14 protein-coding genes, 3 tRNA genes and 1 pseudogene are annotated in these 19,634 nt (G+C 57.5%); 5 read left to right on the top strand and 13 right to left on the bottom strand.

The features are described from left to right. Nucleotides 1–144: 144 nt before the first annotated feature. The 7 genes from lon to AAIA72_RS05380 all read right to left on the bottom strand — a co-directional run bounded on the left by lon (nt 145) and on the right by AAIA72_RS05380 (nt 6,502). Entirely contained in the window at nt 145–2,562 is a 2,418-nt protein-coding gene (gene lon, locus AAIA72_RS05350; protein ID WP_369602390.1) for an endopeptidase La, read from the bottom strand. Nucleotides 2,563–2,645: 83 nt separating this feature from the next. Then, nucleotides 2,646–3,929, bottom strand: coding sequence for an ATP-dependent Clp protease ATP-binding subunit ClpX (clpX, locus tag AAIA72_RS05355; RefSeq protein ID WP_369602391.1), 1,284 nt, complete (start codon nt 3,927–3,929; stop codon nt 2,646–2,648). A gap of 62 nt (nt 3,930–3,991) precedes the next feature. Then, nucleotides 3,992–4,627, bottom strand: a complete 636-nt coding sequence (gene clpP, locus AAIA72_RS05360; RefSeq protein ID WP_369602392.1) for an ATP-dependent Clp endopeptidase proteolytic subunit ClpP — start codon at nt 4,625–4,627, stop codon at nt 3,992–3,994. An 82-nt stretch (nt 4,628–4,709) separates the two neighbouring features. Continuing rightward, on the bottom strand, nt 4,710–6,053 hold the full coding sequence (tig, locus tag AAIA72_RS05365; protein WP_369602393.1) for a trigger factor: 1,344 nt from the start codon (nt 6,051–6,053) through the stop codon (nt 4,710–4,712). Between the two features lie 124 nt (nt 6,054–6,177). Then, nucleotides 6,178–6,262: transfer RNA gene (locus AAIA72_RS05370), tRNA-Leu, on the bottom strand. A 61-nt stretch (nt 6,263–6,323) separates the two neighbouring features. Next, nucleotides 6,324–6,399 (bottom strand) — tRNA-His (locus tag AAIA72_RS05375). 26 nt (nt 6,400–6,425) lie between these two features. Beyond that, a tRNA-Arg gene (locus tag AAIA72_RS05380) sits at nt 6,426–6,502 on the bottom strand. Between the two features lie 267 nt (nt 6,503–6,769). On the opposite strand from AAIA72_RS05380, the gene AAIA72_RS05385 reads away from it, so the two are divergent. Together AAIA72_RS05385 and folD are read left to right on the top strand one after the other, a co-directional pair. Next, a complete protein-coding gene (locus AAIA72_RS05385) occupies nt 6,770–7,939 on the top strand; it encodes an ISNCY family transposase (RefSeq protein ID WP_369600308.1) in 1,170 nt (389 codons plus the stop codon). A gap of 197 nt (nt 7,940–8,136) precedes the next feature. Further along, on the top strand, nt 8,137–8,994 hold the full coding sequence (folD, locus tag AAIA72_RS05390) for a bifunctional methylenetetrahydrofolate dehydrogenase/methenyltetrahydrofolate cyclohydrolase FolD (protein ID WP_369602394.1): 858 nt from the start codon (nt 8,137–8,139) through the stop codon (nt 8,992–8,994). A gap of 23 nt (nt 8,995–9,017) precedes the next feature. Here the strand turns inward: folD and cysS are convergent. Both cysS and AAIA72_RS05400 read right to left on the bottom strand, forming a co-directional pair. Further along, nucleotides 9,018–10,420: pseudogene (gene cysS, locus AAIA72_RS05395) on the bottom strand (cysteine--tRNA ligase). Continuing rightward, complete coding sequence (locus tag AAIA72_RS05400; RefSeq protein ID WP_369602395.1) at nt 10,417–12,105, bottom strand: glutamine--tRNA ligase/YqeY domain fusion protein; 1,689 nt, start codon at nt 12,103–12,105, stop codon at nt 10,417–10,419. The pseudogene cysS and the gene AAIA72_RS05400 overlap by 4 nt, the downstream one beginning before the upstream one ends. Before the next feature lie 194 nt (nt 12,106–12,299). On the opposite strand from AAIA72_RS05400, the gene AAIA72_RS05405 reads away from it, so the two are divergent. Then, nucleotides 12,300–12,803, top strand: a complete 504-nt coding sequence (locus tag AAIA72_RS05405) for a peptidylprolyl isomerase (RefSeq protein WP_369602396.1) — start codon at nt 12,300–12,302, stop codon at nt 12,801–12,803. Then, nucleotides 12,800–13,567: a UDP-2,3-diacylglucosamine diphosphatase gene (locus AAIA72_RS05410; RefSeq protein ID WP_369602397.1), complete on the top strand. Its 768-nt coding sequence runs from the start codon at nt 12,800–12,802 to the stop codon at nt 13,565–13,567. Before AAIA72_RS05405 ends, AAIA72_RS05410 begins: the two co-directional genes overlap by 4 nt. A 24-nt stretch (nt 13,568–13,591) precedes the next feature. Here AAIA72_RS05410 and AAIA72_RS05415 read toward each other — a convergent pair whose 3' ends face one another. Beyond that, nucleotides 13,592–14,200 carry a tRNA-(ms[2]io[6]A)-hydroxylase gene (locus AAIA72_RS05415; protein WP_369602398.1) on the bottom strand — a complete coding sequence of 203 codons (609 nt, stop codon included), beginning with the start codon at nt 14,198–14,200 and terminating at the stop codon, nt 13,592–13,594. Between the two features lie 219 nt (nt 14,201–14,419). On the opposite strand from AAIA72_RS05415, the gene acnB reads away from it, so the two are divergent. Continuing rightward, the gene (acnB, locus tag AAIA72_RS05420) at nt 14,420–16,999 is read left to right on the top strand and encodes a bifunctional aconitate hydratase 2/2-methylisocitrate dehydratase (protein ID WP_369602399.1); all 2,580 of its coding nucleotides are present in this window, start codon (nt 14,420–14,422) and stop codon (nt 16,997–16,999) included. A gap of 129 nt (nt 17,000–17,128) precedes the next feature. Here the strand turns inward: acnB and tmk are convergent, their stop codons facing one another. From tmk to AAIA72_RS05435, 3 genes are read right to left on the bottom strand one after another with little or no spacing between them, the layout of a single operon-like run. Beyond that, complete coding sequence (gene tmk, locus AAIA72_RS05425) at nt 17,129–17,746, bottom strand: dTMP kinase (RefSeq protein WP_369602400.1); 618 nt, start codon at nt 17,744–17,746, stop codon at nt 17,129–17,131. Then, nucleotides 17,743–18,750 carry an endolytic transglycosylase MltG gene (gene mltG, locus AAIA72_RS05430; RefSeq protein WP_369602401.1) on the bottom strand — a complete coding sequence of 336 codons (1,008 nt, stop codon included), beginning with the start codon at nt 18,748–18,750 and terminating at the stop codon, nt 17,743–17,745. Before mltG ends, tmk begins: the two co-directional genes overlap by 4 nt. A gap of 16 nt (nt 18,751–18,766) precedes the next feature. Next, the gene (locus tag AAIA72_RS05435) at nt 18,767–19,591 is read right to left on the bottom strand and encodes an aminotransferase class IV (protein WP_369602402.1); all 825 of its coding nucleotides are present in this window, start codon (nt 19,589–19,591) and stop codon (nt 18,767–18,769) included. Nucleotides 19,592–19,634: the final 43 nt, after the last annotated feature.

A 19,634-nucleotide genomic window follows, 5' to 3' on the forward strand; every position in this document is an offset into this window, starting at 1 on the left:
CGGAACTCCTTTGACCAGCCGGGTTGGGAGCCTGAGCACATCACCATTTTTCTTCTTGATTCGCCGACAGCCCTTGTGTGACGCTGCCTGACAACGCGACCATTTATACCAACTGGCGCAAAAGCGTGTCAAGCAGCTTTCGGATTAATGAGGCTGTATCTGGCCCATTTTTTCATCCGACTCGGATCCGGCAGCATTCGCGGCAGTTTCGGCGGTCGGATCGTCTGATTTTTGAGCAACGCGTGGCATCTCGGCCAGCGCAATGGCCCAGACATCATCAATCCACTGAACCGGCCGGATATCCAGATCACCCTTTATATTCTCGGGTATATCCTTCAGGTCGCGCTCATTTTCCTTCGGGATGATGACGGTTCTGATGCCCCCCCGGTGGGCAGCCAGCAGCTTTTCCTTCAGACCGCCAATGGCCAGCACTTCGCCACGCAGGGTAATCTCACCCGTCATGGCAACGTCTGCTTTCACAGGCACCTGCGCCAGTGTTGAAATCAGCGCTGTGCACATGGCAATCCCGGCACTGGGACCATCCTTGGGCGTCGCACCTTCAGGCACATGGATATGAATATCCTGCTTCTCATGGAAGTCGAGCGGAACCCCCATACTGGCTGCGCGGCTGCGTACAACCGTCATGGCCGCCTGGATGCTTTCCTGCATGACATCGCCCAGGGAGCCGGTCTTGATCACACGCCCCTTTCCCGGTACGGCGGTGCATTCTATGGTGAGCAGCTCACCGCCCACCTCAGTCCAGGCCAGCCCGGTGACCTGGCCGATACGATCCTGCTCTGCAGCCTGGCCAAACGTGTACTTGCGCACCCCGAGATAATGTTCCAGCTGATCCGGTGTAATCTCGGCAGAGTCCTTGCGCTCGCCCAGTGCGGCTTCCTTGACCACCTTCCTGCAGATCTTGGCAATCTCGCGCTCCAGACCACGCACACCCGCTTCACGGGTGTAATAGCGGATGATGTCCCGGATACTGGCCTCCGGCAGGATCAACTCGCCCGGCTTGAGCCCGGAGTTGCGAATCTGCTTGGGCAACAGATAACGCTGTGCAATGTTGAATTTTTCATCTTCCGTATACCCCGGAATGCGAATGACCTCCATGCGGTCCAGCAGGGCCGCCGGAATATTCATCGAGTTGGACGTACAGACGAACATGACCTCGGACAGGTCATAATCCACCTCGAGGTAATGATCGTTGAACGTATGATTCTGTTCGGGATCAAGCACCTCAAGCAGCGCCGAAGCGGGATCTCCCCGGTGATCCATCCCCATCTTGTCGATCTCGTCGAGCAGGAAAAGCGGGTTGCGAACACCGCACTTGGCCAGCTTCTGGACGATCTTGCCCGGCATTGAGCCGATGTACGTGCGGCGATGCCCCCGAATCTCGGCTTCGTCACGTACGCCACCCAATGCCATCCGGGTGTATTTGCGATTGGTTGCCTTGGCAATGGACTGTCCAAGAGAGGTCTTGCCCACGCCCGGGGGGCCCACCAGACACAGCACAGGCCCCTTGATCTTCTTGACGCGCCCCTGAACGGCCAGATACTCAAGAATACGCTCCTTGACCTCTTCCAGTCCGTAATGATCCGCATCAAGAATTTCTCGCGCCCGTTTCAGATCGTGCCGGACACGTGAGCGCTTCTTCCATGGCAGACTCACCATCCAGTCAATATAACCGCGTACGACCGTAGCCTCGGCAGACATGGGAGACATCATCTTGAGCTTGTTCAGCTCGCTCTCGACCTTTTTGAGGGCCTCCTCGGGCATTCCGGCCTCCTTGATGCGCTTCTCCAGCTCATCAATTTCGTTGGCGCCTTCCCCCAGCTCGCCCATTTCCTTCTGAATGGCCTTCATCTGCTCATTCAGATAGTACTCGCGCTGGCTTTTCTCCATCTGCTTCTTGACTCGACCACGGATGCGCTGCTCGACCTGAAGGATGTCAATTTCACCTTCCAGCTTTTCCAGCAACAGCTCGACGCGGCCAACAACGTCCGTGACTTCCAGAAGCGACTGCTTGACCGGCAGTTTGAGATCCAGGTGCGCACTGATGGTGTCCGCGAGCCGGCCCGCATCCTGAATACTGCGCAAGGATTCAACCAGCTCACCCGGAACTTTCTTGCTCAGCTTGACATAACGCTCAAACTGACTCATCAGAGACCGGACCAGCACGTCTTCCCGGGTCGATGTCACTTCATCCTCGTCCATCCGGACCACGTGAGCAGTCTGCCAGTCATGACTGTCAATGGACTCGATGCGGACACGATGACTGCCCTCCACCAGCACCTTCACAGTGCCATCCGGCAGCTTGAGCAGCTGGAGAATATTGGCAACCGTCCCGACCTCGTAGACGTCCGCCTGCTCGGGCTCATCCACGTTGGCATCTTTCTGAGCAACAAGCACGATCTGCTTGCCCTGCTCCATGGCCTTGTCGAGTGCCCGGATAGAGCGTGGCCGCCCGACAAAGAGCGGGATAACCATGTGAGGGAACACCACAACGTCCCTGAGCGGAAGCAGCGGCAAATCTTGAATGACAGAAGGATGACTCATGGAATACCTTTCACCTTTGCAGAACTGTTGTGCGTACTATGGGGGCTTTCGGAAAAAAACAAGCCGGCGAACCGGCTTGTGCATTACTCTTCCGAAGCCGCTTTGGGCTTTTCGCTGTTGCGATAGATCTTGATGGGCTCCGATTCACCCAGGATGACGCCTTCGTCGATAACGACTTTGCACAGGTCCTTCTCGGACGGAACCTGGAACATGAGCGACAACAGCACCGACTCCAGAATGGACCTCAATCCGCGGGCACCGGTCTTGCGCTCCATGGCCTTGCGTGCCACAGCCCGCAGTGCGTCTTCCCGGAAGTCGAGCTCCACGTTCTCCATCTCGAACAGACGCTGGTATTGCTTGGTCAGCGCATTCTTGGGCTCGGTCAGAATCTGAATCAGCGCATCTTCATCCAGCTCATCCAGCGTCGCAATGACAGGAAGACGTCCGACAAACTCGGGAATCAGACCAAACTTGATCAGATCCTCGGTTTCCACATCGCGGATGGTCTCGCCGATGGAGCGCATGTCTTCCTTGCCCTTGACGACGGCATTGAAGCCAATGGAACTCTTCTCGGAGCGCTCCCGGATGATCTTTTCAAGCCCTGCAAATGCACCACCGCAGATGAACAGGATATTGGACGTGTCAACCTGCAGAAATTCCTGCTGGGGATGCTTGCGGCCACCCTGCGGCGGGACCGAAGCCACCGTCCCTTCAATCAGCTTCAGCAGTGCCTGCTGAACACCCTCACCCGAAACATCCCGGGTAATGGAGGGGTTGTCACTCTTGCGGGAAATCTTGTCAATTTCGTCAATATAGACAATGCCGCGCTGCGCCTTTTCGACGTCATAATCACACTTCTGAAGCAGCTTCTGGATGATATTCTCGACATCTTCACCCACATAGCCCGCTTCCGTCAGCGTGGTGGCATCCGCAATCGTGAACGGCACATTCAAAAGGCGCGCCAGCGTCTCAGCCAGCAGCGTCTTGCCGCTACCCGTCGGGCCAATCAGCAGGATATTGCTCTTGCCGAGCTCAACTTCGCCCTTCTTGTCCTTGTAACGCAGACGCTTGTAGTGGTTGTACACTGCCACGGACAAAGCAATCTTGGCCCGGTCCTGGCCAATGACATATTCATCCAGCGTAGCCTTGATTTCCTGGGGTACAGGCAGGCGCTCGGACTGCTCGCCTGACGCAGCTTCCTGAATTTCTTCCCTGATAATATCGTTGCACAGATCCACACACTCATCGCAGATAAAGACCGAAGGCCCTGCAATCAGCTTGCGCACCTCGTGCTGGCTTTTACCGCAGAAAGAGCAATACAGCAGCTTGCCGCTGTCATCACCCTTGCCGTGTCTGTCGTCAGCCATTCACTTACCTCTGAAAAATGCAGTTTGGGTTGCGCGGACGCAACCATGTGACTCTAGTATGACTAACTGGCGGCCCTTTTATCAAGTACCGCATCAATCAGTCCGTATTTCACGGCTGCCTCGGCGTCCATGAAATTATCACGGTCCGTATCACGGGCAATACGCTCCACGTCCTGCCCGGTATGATGCGCCAGTATCCTGTTCAGGTTATCCCGGATTTTCAGGATTTCCTTGGTATGAATCTCGATATCCGTGGCCTGCCCCTGAAAACCGCCCAGCGGCTGGTGGATCATCACCCGGCTGTGGGGAAGCGCAAAGCGCTTGCCTGCTGCCCCGCCTGCCAGCAACAGCGCACCCATGCTGGCCGCCTGACCGATGCAGAGCGTGGAGACATCCGGCTTGATGAACTGCATGGTGTCATAAATGGACAGGCCTGCTGTGACCGATCCACCGGGAGAGTTGATATAGAGGTGAATATCCTTGTCAGGATTCTCCGACTCGAGGAAAAGCATCTGCGCCACGACAAGATTGGCCATATGATCCTCAACCTGCCCGACCAGGAAGATAATACGCTCCTTGAGCAGCCGGCTGTAGATATCGTAGGACCGCTCACCACGGGCAGTTTGCTCAATGACAATGGGTACCAGCGCGTTGGCGATTTCCATTTTTTCCTGAAGTCTGTCGTCAATGCGGCTCATAGATCCTGTGTGCTCCTGTCAAACCCAAAAAGGAAAACAGCCGGTCTCGCCGGCTGTTTTGAGTGTAGCGCAAGCTGAGTCATTACTCAGCTTCTTTTTCCGCCTCATCTTCATTTTTCGTGGCGGGCGCCTCGTCAGGCTTGATCGCAGCCTCATAGGTTACCGTTTCTTCAGAAACTTTGGCCTTGCCCAGGATCGTTTCAACAACAAGATCTTCGAGCACGACAGTTTCAAGCTGCGCACGTGCTTCAGGTGTATTGGTATAATACTCAATCACCTGCTCCGGCTCCTGGTAGCCTTCGGCAATTTCACGTGCCTTGGCTTCGATGCGTTCGTCGTCTGCCTTCAGCTCTTCCTTCTTGATAATCTCTGCGAACAGCAACCCGGTACGCACCCTGCGCTCGGCCTGCTCGGTAAACAGCTCGCTGGGCAATTGCAGCGCGCTCTCTTCGGGCATACCGAAACGTGCCGCAGCGTCCTTCTTGAGCGTCTCAACTTCCTGCTCAATCAGCGCCGACGGGATGTCGAACTCATTTTTGGCCAGCAGCTGCTCGATGATCTGCTGCTTGAGCTTGCTGTTCAGCGCCCCCTTGGCTTCGCGCTCCATGTTCTTGCGCACTTCTGCACGGAAGGCTTCTTCGCCACCTTCCTCAACACCGAACTTCTTGAAAAACTCCTCATTCAGCTCGGGCAAACTGGGACGCTCAACCTTCTTGACGGAAATTTCGAACTGTGCGGTCTTGCCGGCGAGGTTCTCGGCGTGGTAATCCTCGGGGAACGTCACGTCAATGGTACGCGTCTCGCCCGCCTTCATGCCGACGATACCCTCTTCAAAACCCGGTATCATCCGACCTGAACCCAGCTCAATCTGAGCATCCTCGGCGCTACCACCTTCAAAGGCCTCACCATCAATAGTGCCCTTGTAGTCCACGGTGACACGATCACCTTCTGCCGCGGCATCTTCAACTTCTTCATACTCAGCCGCCTGCTTGCGAAGCTGGGCGATCATGCTGTCCACGTCAGTGTCTTCAACCACTGCAGTACGACGGGTCAGCTCGAGCTCTTCAAGCCCTTTTACTTCAATTTCCGGATAGACCTCAAAAATGGCCGCAAACTCCACATCTTTTCCGGCTTCCATGGATTTGGGCTCAAAGCGGGGATAACCTGCGGGCTGGAGATTCTCCTTGCCCAGCGCTTCCACGTAGGCGTCACGCATGAGCTCACCGATCACCTCCTGGCGAACACTTGCACCATAACGCTGACGCACCACGTGCATCGGTACCTTGCCCGGGCGGAAGCCATTCATGCGAACCGTCTTCACCGCTTCCTTCAACCGCTTCTCAACCTCACTTTCCACCCGCTCCGCGGGGATACCGATTGTCATCTTGCGCTCGATGGCAGACGTGGACTCAACCGAAACTTGCATGAATTTTTCCTCGAACGTTCATGATCGCCAAAATATAAAGGTGCAAAATATTAGAAAGGCTTGATGCCGAGCGCAAGCCTTTTTGCACATTAACGCTGCAATATATTGCCCGCCAGGCCGGACATGGTGCGAAAGGAGAGACTCGAACTCTCACGGGTTTCCCCACTGGAACCTAAATCCAGCGCGTCTACCAATTCCGCCACTTTCGCACATCAACTCTTTCGGACACCAAGGATACGCGGTTCTCTGGCAGGAAAAAGAGGGAGGGAATGGGGTGGACGAAGGGGATCGAACCCTCGACCGCAGGAGCCACAATCCTGAGCTCTACCAACTGAGCTACGTCCACCACCTTATCTTCTTGCAGCCATCATGTGGCGCGCCCGGCAGGACTCGAACCTGCAACCCACGGCTTAGAAGGCCGTTGCTCTATCCGGTTGAGCTACGGGCGCGATGCCTGTGCACCGCGGCGCAGGGTCTCCCCCACCCCTCTCTGACCCGTCTTCGTCAACCTGATGGAAGCGACTCAGATCACAGGCCCAGCTGCAAAAAGCTGGCGCGAATGATAGCGGCGCCCCGTAACGGCGTCAACCCCATTTTTCGCCAACTGTTGGGAGCAAATAAACTGTCCGGACTTGTAGCACGTGATTTGTCCGGTTTCATGATCACCAAGGAGGTGAGCCATGAGACGGACAGAACTGCTACAGGAGATCCGGAAAATGCGATTCGAAGAAGCCTATACGGGATGGACCGAGAAACGGCTGACCCAGGAAGAGGCGGCGCGGCTGCTGGGGGTCTGTGAGCGGACCTTCCGGCGCTATATCGACCGCTACGAGGAGGAGGGCCTCGACGGCCTGATCGACAAGCGCCTGAGTCAGGTTTCCCACCGCAAGGCCCCGGTGGATGAGGTTCTACGCCTCGAGGCGCTCTACAAGGAGCGCTACGACGGCTGGAACATCAAACACTTCTACAGCTTCTACCGCGACCGTCACGGCGGCACACGCAGCTATACCTGGGTACGGAACACCTTGCAGAAGGCAGGCCTGGTCAAGAAGGCACCGGCTCGGGGTAAGCATCGTCGACGCCGCGAGCGGGCGCCCATGGTCGGCATGATGCTCCACCAGGATGGCTCCACCCACGAATGGGTTCCCGGCCACCACTGGGATCTGATCATCACCTTCGATGACGCCACCTCTGAGCACTACTCCATGTTCTTCGTCGAGGAGGAAGGCACGGCTTCGAGCTTCCAGGCCATGCGAGAGGTCATCACCGATCACGGCCTTCCCTCGAGCCTCTATACCGACCGGGGCAGTCACTACTGGCACACCCCCAAGGCCGGCGGCAAGGTCGACAAGTCCAACCTCACCCAGTTCGGCAGGGCCATGGCCCAGCTCGGGGTCGAGATGATCCCCGCCTATTCCCCCGAGGCCCGGGGCCGCTGTGAGCGCCAGTTCGCCACCCATCAGGGACGCCTGCCCAAGGAACTTGCAGCCCAGGGCATTACCACCATGGCGGCGGCCAACCGCTACCTTCGGGAGCACTACCTGCCGGCCTTCAACCGGGAGTTCTGCGTCAAACCCGCCGTCGAGGGCAGCGCCTTCGTGCCTTTCATCGGCCCTGGACTGGACGACATCCTGTGTGAGCAGTACGAACGCACCGTGAACAAGGACAACTGCGTCTCGTTCGAGGGACTCAAGCTGCAGATCCCTGCCGACCGCTATCGGCGCCATTACGTCAAGGCCAAGGTTCGGGTACACCGTTATCCTGATCGCTCCCTGGCGATCTTCCACGGCCCCAGAAGACTGGCCAGTTACACCCCAGAAGGCCTGCCCTTCGACCCCCTCGAACCTATTGATCAGGCACCGGCCAACGTCCGCTGCCAAGTCTGATCATCAGTGGACCCAAAGCGGACAGTTTATGTGCTACAAAACCGGACAGTTCTATTTGTTGCTAACACCCCATTTTTCGCCAACCACCCAAGAATAATCCGACCTGAATTAAATCTGCCCGGTGCATTTCCCAGATTGAATGCTTTCCGATAAAATGCCTGACCACTTTTGAACGCTCTTCACCGGAAATGACAACCATGCCCAAAGCCCAGATCATTGATGGCAAGGCCATCGCCCAGAAAGTGAAAGACGAGGTGCGTGCCCGGGTCGAGGCTCGCACGGCCGAAGGCAAGCGTCCACCAGGACTCGCAGTCATTCTTGTTGGCAACAATCCGGCCTCCGAGGTGTACGTGCGCAACAAAAAAAATGCCTGTGACCAGGTGGGGTTTTACTCCGAATCCTACCATCTTGAAACGAGCACCTCTCAGGCCGAGCTGATGGACCTCATTTCGGAACTCAACGAGAAGGAAACCATCGACGGGATTCTGGTTCAACTTCCCCTGCCCGGCCACCTGGATGTGGACAAAATTCTTGAGCATATCCGAACCGACAAGGATGTGGATGGTTTCCACCCATACAACATCGGCCGCCTCGCGCAACGCCAGCCCTTGCTGAGACCCTGCACGCCAAAGGGCATCATGCGCCTTCTGGATGAAACAGGCACAACATACAAGGGCAAGGAGGCAGTCATTGTCGGCGCCTCGAACATTGTAGGCCGCCCCATGGCTCTGGAACTGCTTCTGGCGGGCGCAACGGTCACCATTACCCACCGGTTCACCACCAACCTGCCCCAAAAGGTCAGTGAAGGCGACATCGTGGTAGTTGCCGTCGGCAAGCCCGGCCTGGTCAAGGGGGAATGGATCAAGCCGGGAAGCATCGTCATTGACGTCGGTATCAACCGGCTCGAGGACGGCCGCCTTGTCGGCGACGTCGATTTTGAGGTGGCTGCGGAGCGTGCGGGCTGGATTACGCCGGTACCCGGCGGCGTGGGCCCCATGACCGTTGCCACGCTACTGGAAAATACACTCTGGGCCCTGGAGCATTTGCACGAATAATACCCCGGATCGGCAGTGGAGGCTCAGGCCTCCCACTGCCAGGTCGTGCCCTCGCGGCCATCCTTGACGAGCACGCCCTTTTCCTTCAGCAGGTCACGTATCCGGTCAGACTCCGCCCAGTCCTTGCGGGCTCTCGCCTCCGTTCGCGCCTGGATCAAAGCTTCAATTTCCTCAACACTAATCCGGCCTTCGCCGGTTTTCCGACCTTGCAGGAAGGCTTCGGGGGCTTGTTGCAGCACACCCAGAGGTTCCGCAAGACGCACCATCAGCGCCCCAAGATCCGAGGCTTCATCAGTCCGCCCGTCCTTTTTGAGGCGATTGATTTCCCGCGCCATATCAAACAACACCGCGATGGCTTCCCGCGAGTTGAAATCGTCCAGCATGGCATTCTCGAATCGCTCCGACCAGTCACCGGATACCGGCTTTTCCCCGACCGCGGGCGGAAGACCTGCAAGCGCATTGTAAAGGCGGTCCAGCCCCTGGCGCGCTTCATTGAGGCTGTCCTCCGAATAATCAATCGGGCTGCGATAATGACTGGATACCAGAAAGAACCGGATCACCTCGGCCGGATGCGTTTTCAAGACATCCCTGATGGTGAAAAAATTGCCCAGTGACTTGGACATTTTCTCCTTGTTGACCCGCACCGCCCCCGCATGCATCCAGTAACGCGCAAATTCATGCCCGGTTGCCGCCTCGGATTGCGCAATTTCATTTTCATGATGGGGAAACTTGAGATCCGGTCCACCGCCATGAATGTCAAAGGTTTCCCCCAGGTATTTCATGGACATGGCCGAACATTCAATGTGCCACCCGGGCCGCCCTTCCCCCAGGGTGACGGCCAGGCCACCTCTCCCTGCTTGGCCTGCTTCCACAAGACAAAATCCAGTGGGTTTCGCTTGGCCTCTTCCACATCAATCCGGGAACCGGCAATCATGTCCTCCAGCTTGCGGTGGCTCAGCTTGCCATAACCGTCAAACCGCTCCACGTCGAAAAAGACGTCGCCGTTGCTGCCCTGATAGGCGAAGCCTTCCTCAATCAGCCTTTCAATCAGCGCGATAATTTCCTGTACATGTCCGGTTGCACGCGGCTCCACGTCCGGCGGCAGTACACCCAGCGCACGCTCGTCCTCATGCATGTACTGAATGAATCGCTCGGTCAGCGCTTCCGGCGCCTCACCATTCTCTGCAGCGCGGCGGATGATCTTGTCGTCCACATCGGTAATGTTGCGGACATAAGTCAGATCCCAACCTTGCTGACGAAGGAAGCGGGTAATCATGTCAAAGGCCACCATGATCCGGGCATGACCGATATGGCAGTAGTCATAAACCGTCACGCCACACACATACATGCGGATACGCCCAGGTTCCAGCGGCCTGAACACTTCCTTCTTTCCGCTCAGGCTGTTGTAAATTTTCAGCGGCTTCATGCTCCCGCCTCCATTTTTGCCCAGGAATCGCGCAGCGTCACAGTACGGTTGAACACCGGAAGACCGGATGCCGTGTCGTCAGGATCGCGAACAAAATAACCTTCCCGCTCGAACTGCCAGGGCTCGCCGGGACGGGCATCCTTCAGGTTGATTTCCGCTCGCGCCTGCTCCACTACCACCAATGACTCCGGGTTGAGATGTGCGGTAAAGGGCGTTGCCTTGTCCGCATCTGGCGCAGGATGCTTGAACAAGCGGTCATACAAGCGCACTTCCACGGGTTGAGACAGCTCCGCGGACACCCAATGAATCACACCCTTGACCTTGCCTTCAGCCGGGTCCTTGCCAAGGGTATCCAGATCCACCGTGCAGCGCAGCTCGACCGGCTCTCCCGCATCGTTCTTCACCACTTCCTGACAGCTGATAACATAGGCATTGCGAAGCCGCACCGACTTGCCCAAGACCAGCCGCTTGAACTTCTTGTTCGCACTCTCGCGGAAGTCGTCTGCATCAATGAACACTTCGCGCGTAAAGGGCAAGCGGCGGGAACCACGCTCCGGGTACTGGGGGTGCAGCGGTGCGTCCACATACTCCAGATGCCCCTCGGGCAGATTGGTCAACACCACCTTCAGCGGACGCATCACACACATGGCTCGCGGTGCATGCTCATTCAGGTCATCCCGTATGGCGTGCTCGAGCATCGCCATGTCCACCACGCCTTCACTCCGGGTCACCCCGATTGCATTACAGAAATTCCGGATGGCGGCGGGCGTGTAGCCGCGGCGTCTCAACCCTGCCAGAGTGGGCATGCGCGGATCATCCCAGCCCGCCACATGACCTTCATCCACCAGCTGCTTGAGCTTGCGCTTGCTGGTGACGGTGTAATTGATGTTGAGACGGGCAAATTCGATCTGGCGCGGCCTGGCTGGCAATGTCACATTCTCGATGACCCAGTCATACAGCGGCCGGTGGTCTTCAAACTCCAGTGTGCACAGGGAGTGTGTAATGCCTTCCAGGGCATCCGAAATCGGGTGCGTAAAGTCGTACATGGGATAGATGCACCAGCGGTCCCCGGTCTGGTGGTGGCTTGCATGACGCACCCGGTACAGAATCGGATCGCGCAGGTTGATATTCGGTGATGCCATGTCGATTTTGGCACGCAGCACCGCTTCGCCATCAGCAAATTCACCCTTTCTCATCCTTTCAAACAGCGCCAGATTCTCCTCCACGCTGCGATCACGGTAAGGGCTGTTGCGGCCGGGCGTTTTCAGCGTTCCGCGATATTCCGCAATCTGCTCCGGTGTCAGCTGGCAGACATAGGCCAACCCCTTCCTGATCAGCTCCAGCGCCGCCTCATAGATGGCATCAAAATAGCCGCTTGCGTACCGGACCGGACCCTCCCAGCTGAAACCAAGCCAGCGAACATCTTCCATGATCGCATTCACATAATCCTGATCTTCCTTTTCGGGGTTGGTGTCGTCAAAGCGGAGATGACACACGGCGTTTTCATAACGCTCCGCAATACCAAAGTTCAGACAGATGGATTTCGCATGACCAATATGCAGAAACCCGTTGGGCTCCGGCGGGAAACGCGTCACGATGCGTTGGTGCCGACCTGCAGCCAGATCTTCATCGATAATCTGGGTAATGAAATTGTCCTTCAAGCGCGGAAAGGTGCTGTCTGACATGGAGGCTGTTTCCCATCAATGGATTTTCAAACAATCAAGCGGGCCATTATAGCGGAATCACGGCACGGGAGAAGGCCGGTTTTCCGCGACGTCGGCGAGATGCCCGGTTGCGGTGCAAGCAGCGATACAGACATCACTTCGCGGACCCGCTCTGACAGGTTATAATCAAACGGCTGCTTGCATGAGGAACGAGAATGATTGTACTCCACACCAACTTTGGCGATATCAAGATTCGCCTGAACCACGAGAAGGCACCGGAAACTGCTGCCAATTTCGAGCGATATGTGAAGGAAGGTTTTTACAACGGCACCCTGTTTCACCGGGTCATTGCCAACTTCATGATTCAGGGCGGAGGCTATACGGAAGACTTTTCGGCCAAGGCCACCCACGATCCGATCCGCAATGAGGCCAATAACGGTCTCAGCAACAAACGCGGAACCATTGCCATGGCGCGGACGCGAGACCCGCACTCGGCAACCGCCCAATTCTTCATCAATGTCGTGGACAACGGCTTTCTCGACTTTACCTCCGAAACCCCGGAAGGCTGGGGCTATGCGGTGTTTGGCGAGGTCGTCGAGGGCATGGATGTGGTGGATCGCATCAAGGACACACCGACAGGCATCCGCAATATGATGCAGGATGTGCCGCTCGAGAACGTTGTGATCGAGTCTGCCGAAATCATTGAGGAAGCCGAATGACGGCAAGTGTCCTGATCTCGGACCTGCACCTGGAAGAGGCCAGACCGGATCTGGCCTCTTTCTTTGAGGAGCTGGTGTCCGTGCTGTCCGGCAGGATCGACACCCTGTACATCCTGGGTGACTTTTTTGAATCCTGGATCGGAGATGATGGGGCCGGCGACTTTGAATCCGCCATCGCAGACAGCCTCCGTCACTTGCGTGACTCAGGCACGGCCATTCGTCTGATGCACGGTAACCGCGACTTCCTGATCGGACAACAGTGGCTGGACACCTTTGGCGGCGAGCTGCTGGAAGACCCGGTTTCCACGACCATAGCCGGCACGCCGGTCACGCTCATGCACGGGGACAGCCTGTGTACCGACGACGTGCAGTACATGAAATTCCGCGCCACGGCACGCTCCCCCCAGTGGCAGCAACAGATTCTGGCCATGCCCATTGCACAACGACGCCAGCTGGCTCAGGCCTTGCGAGGCGCCAGCAAGGAAAGCCAGACCATGAAATCATCAGAGATCATGGACGCCAATGCCCAGGCCGTGCTGGATGCGTTCATGCGTCACGGCACACCCTGGATCATCCATGGCCATACACATCGCCCTGCGATTCACTCATACACAGTGGATGGCAGCTCCGTATTCCGAATGGTTCTGGGTGACTGGAGCGACCATACCCACATTGGCTGGCTGACACCCGACAATCCCCCTGCACTGGTGCGCATCGACGCTGGCCGCGTCGCACAGCAGCTGGACGATCTGCTGCACGCCTGAGCCCCGCATCCGCCCACCCGGCCGTCAGCCGCCGGGCAGCGGCCCGGAATGAAAGCGAAAGACCCCGTCCGGCTCGGTAATGAGCCGGGCTTCAACTTGCCGGAAGTGGTCTTCGCGCGCATCCACCTCATCACCGCCAATTTCCCTGGCATAATCAAGGTAAATGCGATAGTGGCGACCTTCCGACTCCAGAAGTCCCGCATAAAAACGGCCGAGATCCTGATCTACAAGAGGCGCCAGTTTTGCAAACCGCTCGCAACTGCGCGCCTCGATAAAGGCGCCAATGACCAAGAGATCCACCAGCCGACCCGGCTCCTGCTTTCGCACATGATCATGCAATCCGGCGGCATAACGCCCCGGGCCCAGACGGCTGTACGGCACGGCGTACTGCCGCATGATGCGCACCACCTGCTCGAAGTGGCGCAATTCTTCCCGCGCCAGCTTTGACAGACGCATGCACAGGTCAACATGCTCACAATACCGGTGCATCAGATGCAACGCGGTGGCAGCAGCCTTCTTTTCGCAGTTGGCATGATCCACCAGCAGAATTTCCGCATGAACCGGCTCGCAGGCCTGCTCCAGCCATAGGTCAGGCGTGGGCGCCCCCAGAAAGGCCTCAATTTCCTGCAACATCTCTCTTTTTCCGTCCAAAACGCGTATTCTACCTGTGGGAGATCACCCTCGCCACAACAGGGCAATCCCTTCGACAAAGGTGGCGATATTAACTTTTATACGTATTTGACGTAAAATATGCCGGCCATTTTAAGAAGGCCAACAGCCTCTCCCCGCAACGAATGTGCCCCAATGCTGCACCATCCGGGGGCACCTACAGGAACTGATGAGGGTTATATCGTGCTAGACGAATACCGTAAACACGCAGAAGAACGTGCCGCTCTGGGTATTCCGCCCAAGCCGCTGAATGCCGAGCAGACGGCCGCACTGGTCGAGCTAGTGAAGAATCCACCGGCTGGCGAGGAAGCGTTCCTGCTGGATCTTCTTGAAAACCGTATTCCCCCGGGTGTGGATGAAGCCGCGTACGTCAAGGCAGGCTTCCTCACCGCCATCGCCAAGGGCGAAGCCACTTCTCCTCTGGTGGACAAGCGCAAGGCCGTGGAACTGCTGGGCATGATGCAGGGCGGCTACAATATCCAGACCCTGATCGAACTGCTGGATGACGCGGAGCTGGGCGAACTGGCTGCCGAGCAGCTCAAGCATACCATTCTGGTTTTCGACTCTTTCCATGACGTGAAGGAAAAGGCCGACGCCGGCAATGCCAACGCCAAGGCCGTTCTGGAGTCCTGGGCCAACGGTGAGTGGTTCACCAGCAAGCCGGAAGTACCTGAAGTCATCACGGCAACCGTGTTCAAGGTTCCCGGGGAAACGAATACCGATGACCTGTCTCCCGCCCCGGATGCCTGGTCACGCCCGGATATCCCGCTGCATGCACTGGCCATGTACAAGATGCCGCGCGAAGGTCTCGAGAAGCCTCTGGAGACGATCGCCGAACTGAAGAAAAAAGGGCATCAGATTGCTTTCGTGGGCGACGTTGTCGGAACCGGTTCTTCACGCAAGTCAGCCACCAACTCCGTTCTGTGGCACATTGGTCACGACATCCCCGGCGTACCCAACAAGCGTGCCGGCGGCATCTGCATCGGCGGCAAGATTGCACCGATCTTCTTCAACACCATGGAAGATGCCGGCGCTCTGCCCTTCGAGTGCGACGTGTCCAAGCTCAACATGGGTGATGTCATCGACATCTACCCGTACGAGGGCAAGATCAAGAACCACGAGACCGGCGAACTGCTGGCCGAGTTTGAACTCAAGAGCGATGTCATTCTGGACGAAGTCCGCGCTGGTGGCCGGATTCCGCTGATCATCGGCCGCGGCCTGACTCATCGCGCCCGGGAAGCACTCGGACTGGGCCCGACAGATCTGTTCCGCAAGCCCAAGCCGGTTGCGGAGAGCGACAAAGGCTACACACTGGCGCAGAAAATGGTCGGCAAGGCCTGCGGCGTGGAAGGCGTACGCCCCGGTCAGTACTGCGAACCCAAGATGACCACCGTCGGATCGCAGGACACCACCGGCCCCATGACCCGCGACGAGCTGAAGGATCTGGCCTGCCTGGGCTTCTCTGCAGATCTGGTATTGCAGTCCTTCTGTCATACCGCGGCCTACCCCAAGCCCGTGGACGTCGAAATGCAGCACACGCTGCCGGACTTCATCATGAATCGCGGTGGCGTCTCTCTGCGCCCGGGTGACGGCATCATTCACTCTTGGCTGAACCGCATGCTGCTTCCGGATACCGTGGGTACCGGCGGTGACTCTCATACGCGCTTCCCGCTGGGTATCTCCTTCCCTGCCGGCTCCGGTCTGGTCGCCTTTGCTGCAGCCACCGGCGTGATGCCGCTGGACATGCCGGAATCCGTTCTGGTGCGCTTCAAGGGTGAAATGCAGCCCGGTATTACCCTGCGTGACCTGGTCAATGCCATCCCGCTGTATGCCATCAAGGAAGGCCTGCTGACCGTCGAGAAGAAGGGCAAGAAGAACATCTTCTCCGGCCGCATCCTGGAGATCGAAGGCCTGCCCAAGCTGAAGGTCGAGCAGGCATTCGAGCTGTCCGACGCATCAGCAGAGCGTTCAGCTGCAGGCTGTACCATCAAGCTGGACAAGGAACCGATCATCGAGTACCTGAAGTCCAACATCACGCTGCTGCGCTGGATGATTTCCCAGGGCTACGGTGATGCGCGGACGCTGGAGCGTCGTGCTCAGGCCATGGAAAAATGGCTGGACAACCCGGAGCTGATGGAAGCCGATCCGGATGCAGAATACGCTGCGGTCATCGAGATCGACATGAGCGAAATCAAGGAGCCGATCGTTGCCTGCCCGAACGACCCGGACGACGTGAAGTTCCTGTCCGAGGTTGCCGGCGACAAGGTGGACGAAGTCTTCATTGGTTCCTGCATGACCAACATCGGTCATTACCGTGCAGCAGGCAAGCTGCTCGACAAGACCGATCAGCCTCTGACCACCCGCCTGTGGATCGCACCGCCGACCCGCATGGATCAGTACCAGCTGGTTGAGGAAGGCTATTACAACATCTTCGGCCGCAAGGGTGCACGGACCGAGATCCCGGGCTGCTCCCTGTGCATGGGTAACCAGGCGCGAGTGGCACCCAAGTCCACGGTGGTCTCCACCTCCACGCGGAACTTCCCGAACCGTCTTGGAGATGGGGCAAACGTATACCTGGGTTCTGCCGAACTGGCTGCCGTTTCCGCGATCCTGGGCAAGCTGCCCACACCGGAGGAGTACATGTCCTTCGCCAAGGATCTGGACACCATGGCTGCCGATATCTACCGCTACCTGAACTTCAATGAAATTGAGGCCTATCAGAAAGCGGCAGATGAGGTGAAGGCCAAGAACGCTGCGGCCTGAGCCTGACAGACGCGGGCAAGCTGATTGCCCGCTTCCAGAACTGAAACGCCCCGGTTTTCCGGGGCGTTTCAGTTTATTGAGACAAAGAACTCATGAGCACGGGCCACACGCTCAACGGCATGACCGCGTTCACAAGCCGGACAGAATCGCTCTTCGGATAGCTTCCTGCACCTTCTCAAGTGGCTGGTTGCTGTCAATCACGACAAAACGATCAGGCTCCTGCCGGGCACGCTCAAGATACGCACTCTGAACACGCTCATAGAAAGCAATGGTTTCCGACTCGAAGCGATCCAGTTCAGCCCGCGCACGCGCACGCGCCATACCTCGCTCCGGATCCACCGTCAGCAGAAGGGTCATATCCGGCCGACGCTTGCCTTGCACCATTTGCTCCAGTGATCCGATCATTTCCTTTGACAAGCCGCGTCCGCCGCCCTGATAGGCATAGGTCGCATCGGTAAACCGATCCGAAACCACCCACTGCCCTGCATCCAGTGCCGGTTCTATCCGGGTATGCAAATGCTGAGCACGTGCTGCAAACACAAGCAATAGCTCGGCCTGCGCATCAAAGGGCTCATCCCAATGCTTCAGAAGCAGCGCCCTCATTGCCTCCGCAAGCGGCGTACCTCCGGGCTCTCGCGTACAGAGCACTGTCTTGCCCTGCCTTTCAAGCACCTCCCTGATAACCTGTATGCAGGTGCTTTTACCCGAGCCCTCTATGCCTTCAACGGTAATAAAACGGCCTGTCATCTTGATGTTTTCTCGCGCTGTTTTCGGATGTATGTCCTCACGGCCCTGTTGTGATCACGGAGTGTGCTGGAAAAGGTATGCCTTCCCTCACCCGTCGATACAAAGTACAAACTCCCGTCTTCCACCGGATGCATCACCGCCTGTATGGCCTCGCGGCCAGGCAAGGCTATCGGAGTCGGGGGCAGGCCGGCACGTCGATAGGTGTTGTATGGATTGCCCGCGTCGGCAAGGTGCCGACGGGTCAGGTTACCGTCAAATGCCTGTCCGAGCCCGTAGATGACCGTCGGATCTGTCTGCAGCCGCATACCTCGCCGCAAACGACTGATGAAAACCCCGGCAATGCGGGGCCGCTCAGGTGCCCAGCCCGTCTCTTTCTCGACAATGGATGCCAGAATCAGCGCATCATAGGGTGACTTGAGCGGAAGATCCGGCTCACGGTCAGCCCACGCTGTTTCAAGCTCCTGCATCATGGCCTTGTGTGCACGCTTCAGCAGTTCGCGATCCGTAGTCCCGCGAATAAAATAATAGGTCTCTGGCAAAAACTGCCCTTCCGCATTCGGGTATCGCAACTGAAGCTGTCTGGCTGCCTTTTCGGGGTCGGAAGACAGATCTGTCCATTTCAGCGCCTCCGAATCCTTCAAGACCTGACGCACCTCGAGCCACGTCCACCCCTCAATCAGCGTCAGCTTGTGCTGAACCGGCCTGACCCTGAAGAACTGCTCGACCAGTCCCGGAATGGTATCTGGTAACCGGACCTGGAATTCGCCGGCGCGCAGATGGAGGTGAAGATCCTTCCATCGCCCCCATGCATAGAACAGATCGCTCTCCAGCCCCGGAATCCGTTTTTCGAGCTGCACGGCCAAGGCCCTGAGCTGAGTGCCCGGTGCGACCACAATGATGACAGGCTCGCTACCCACGGGCTCATTGAGGCGCTCATGGATCGACCAGACGACGGCACCCGCACCCAGCAACACAGCCAGCAGGAATATCCCAATCCAGCGCAATACAGGTTTCGTTGATTTAGCCTGAGATTTGTTGATTGAGGGCTTGGCTTTCTTTCCGGATCCAGGCATTGAACAGGTTTCGCCAGTCAGTCATGGTCTCTGTATTCAGTGGGCGATCATTCAGTCGGTGAACAGGCAAAAGGCCGTATATGGCGTTCATGACCGCAGCCGATTGTGCTCCTGAGATCGTGGTGGCACTGACCGGTGCATTGTACACGCTTACCCCCTGTTCGGACAGCCAGGATAGCAGCGCGTCGCGCATGACACCATTGACACCGTAGGGCCCCGCATCAGGCAGATGTATTCTGCCTGATGCATCCAGAATGAGAAAATTGGTCCGGATACCATCTACCCAGCCACCCGCAGGAGACTTCACCCAACCCTCCCAGGCCTGACCGCCGAGCATCCGGTTAGCAAGCACCTGGTCCAGTCGGTTCATGTGCTTGATCCCGCCCAGCGCGGGCCCGCTGATACAGTAATCCAACGTCCAAACATCAACGGAATCGGGAATGGATATAGCGCCTGGTTTAAAAGTCACCTGCATGCGCCAGTCGGGTGCGTACGCATATCCACGCACCGGGGCGTGCCGGACCATCATGAGTTTGAGGATGCCATTGAGGCAGGAAACCTCTCCAGCCAACCATTGCAAAAGTGCCGCTTCATCCGGCAGAGGAAAGAATCCGAGACATTCGCAGCCCTTGAGAAGCCGCTGCCAGTGGCGCTTCCACAGCACACAGCGACCATCCCGGACTGCAAGCGTCTCAAAAAGACCATCACCAAATTGCAAACCACTCGGTAGGCAATCAGGGTCTGGAACAAATTCGGGAGTCAGCCAGCTCACGGGCGGGCAGAACCGGGAGCACTGGGGCTCCCGGCGAGCAGTG

Origin of the sequence: Thermohahella caldifontis (assembly GCF_041153465.1) — a bacterium.
In the GTDB taxonomy this organism is placed as follows: domain Bacteria; phylum Pseudomonadota; class Gammaproteobacteria; order Pseudomonadales; family Oleiphilaceae; genus Thermohahella; species Thermohahella caldifontis.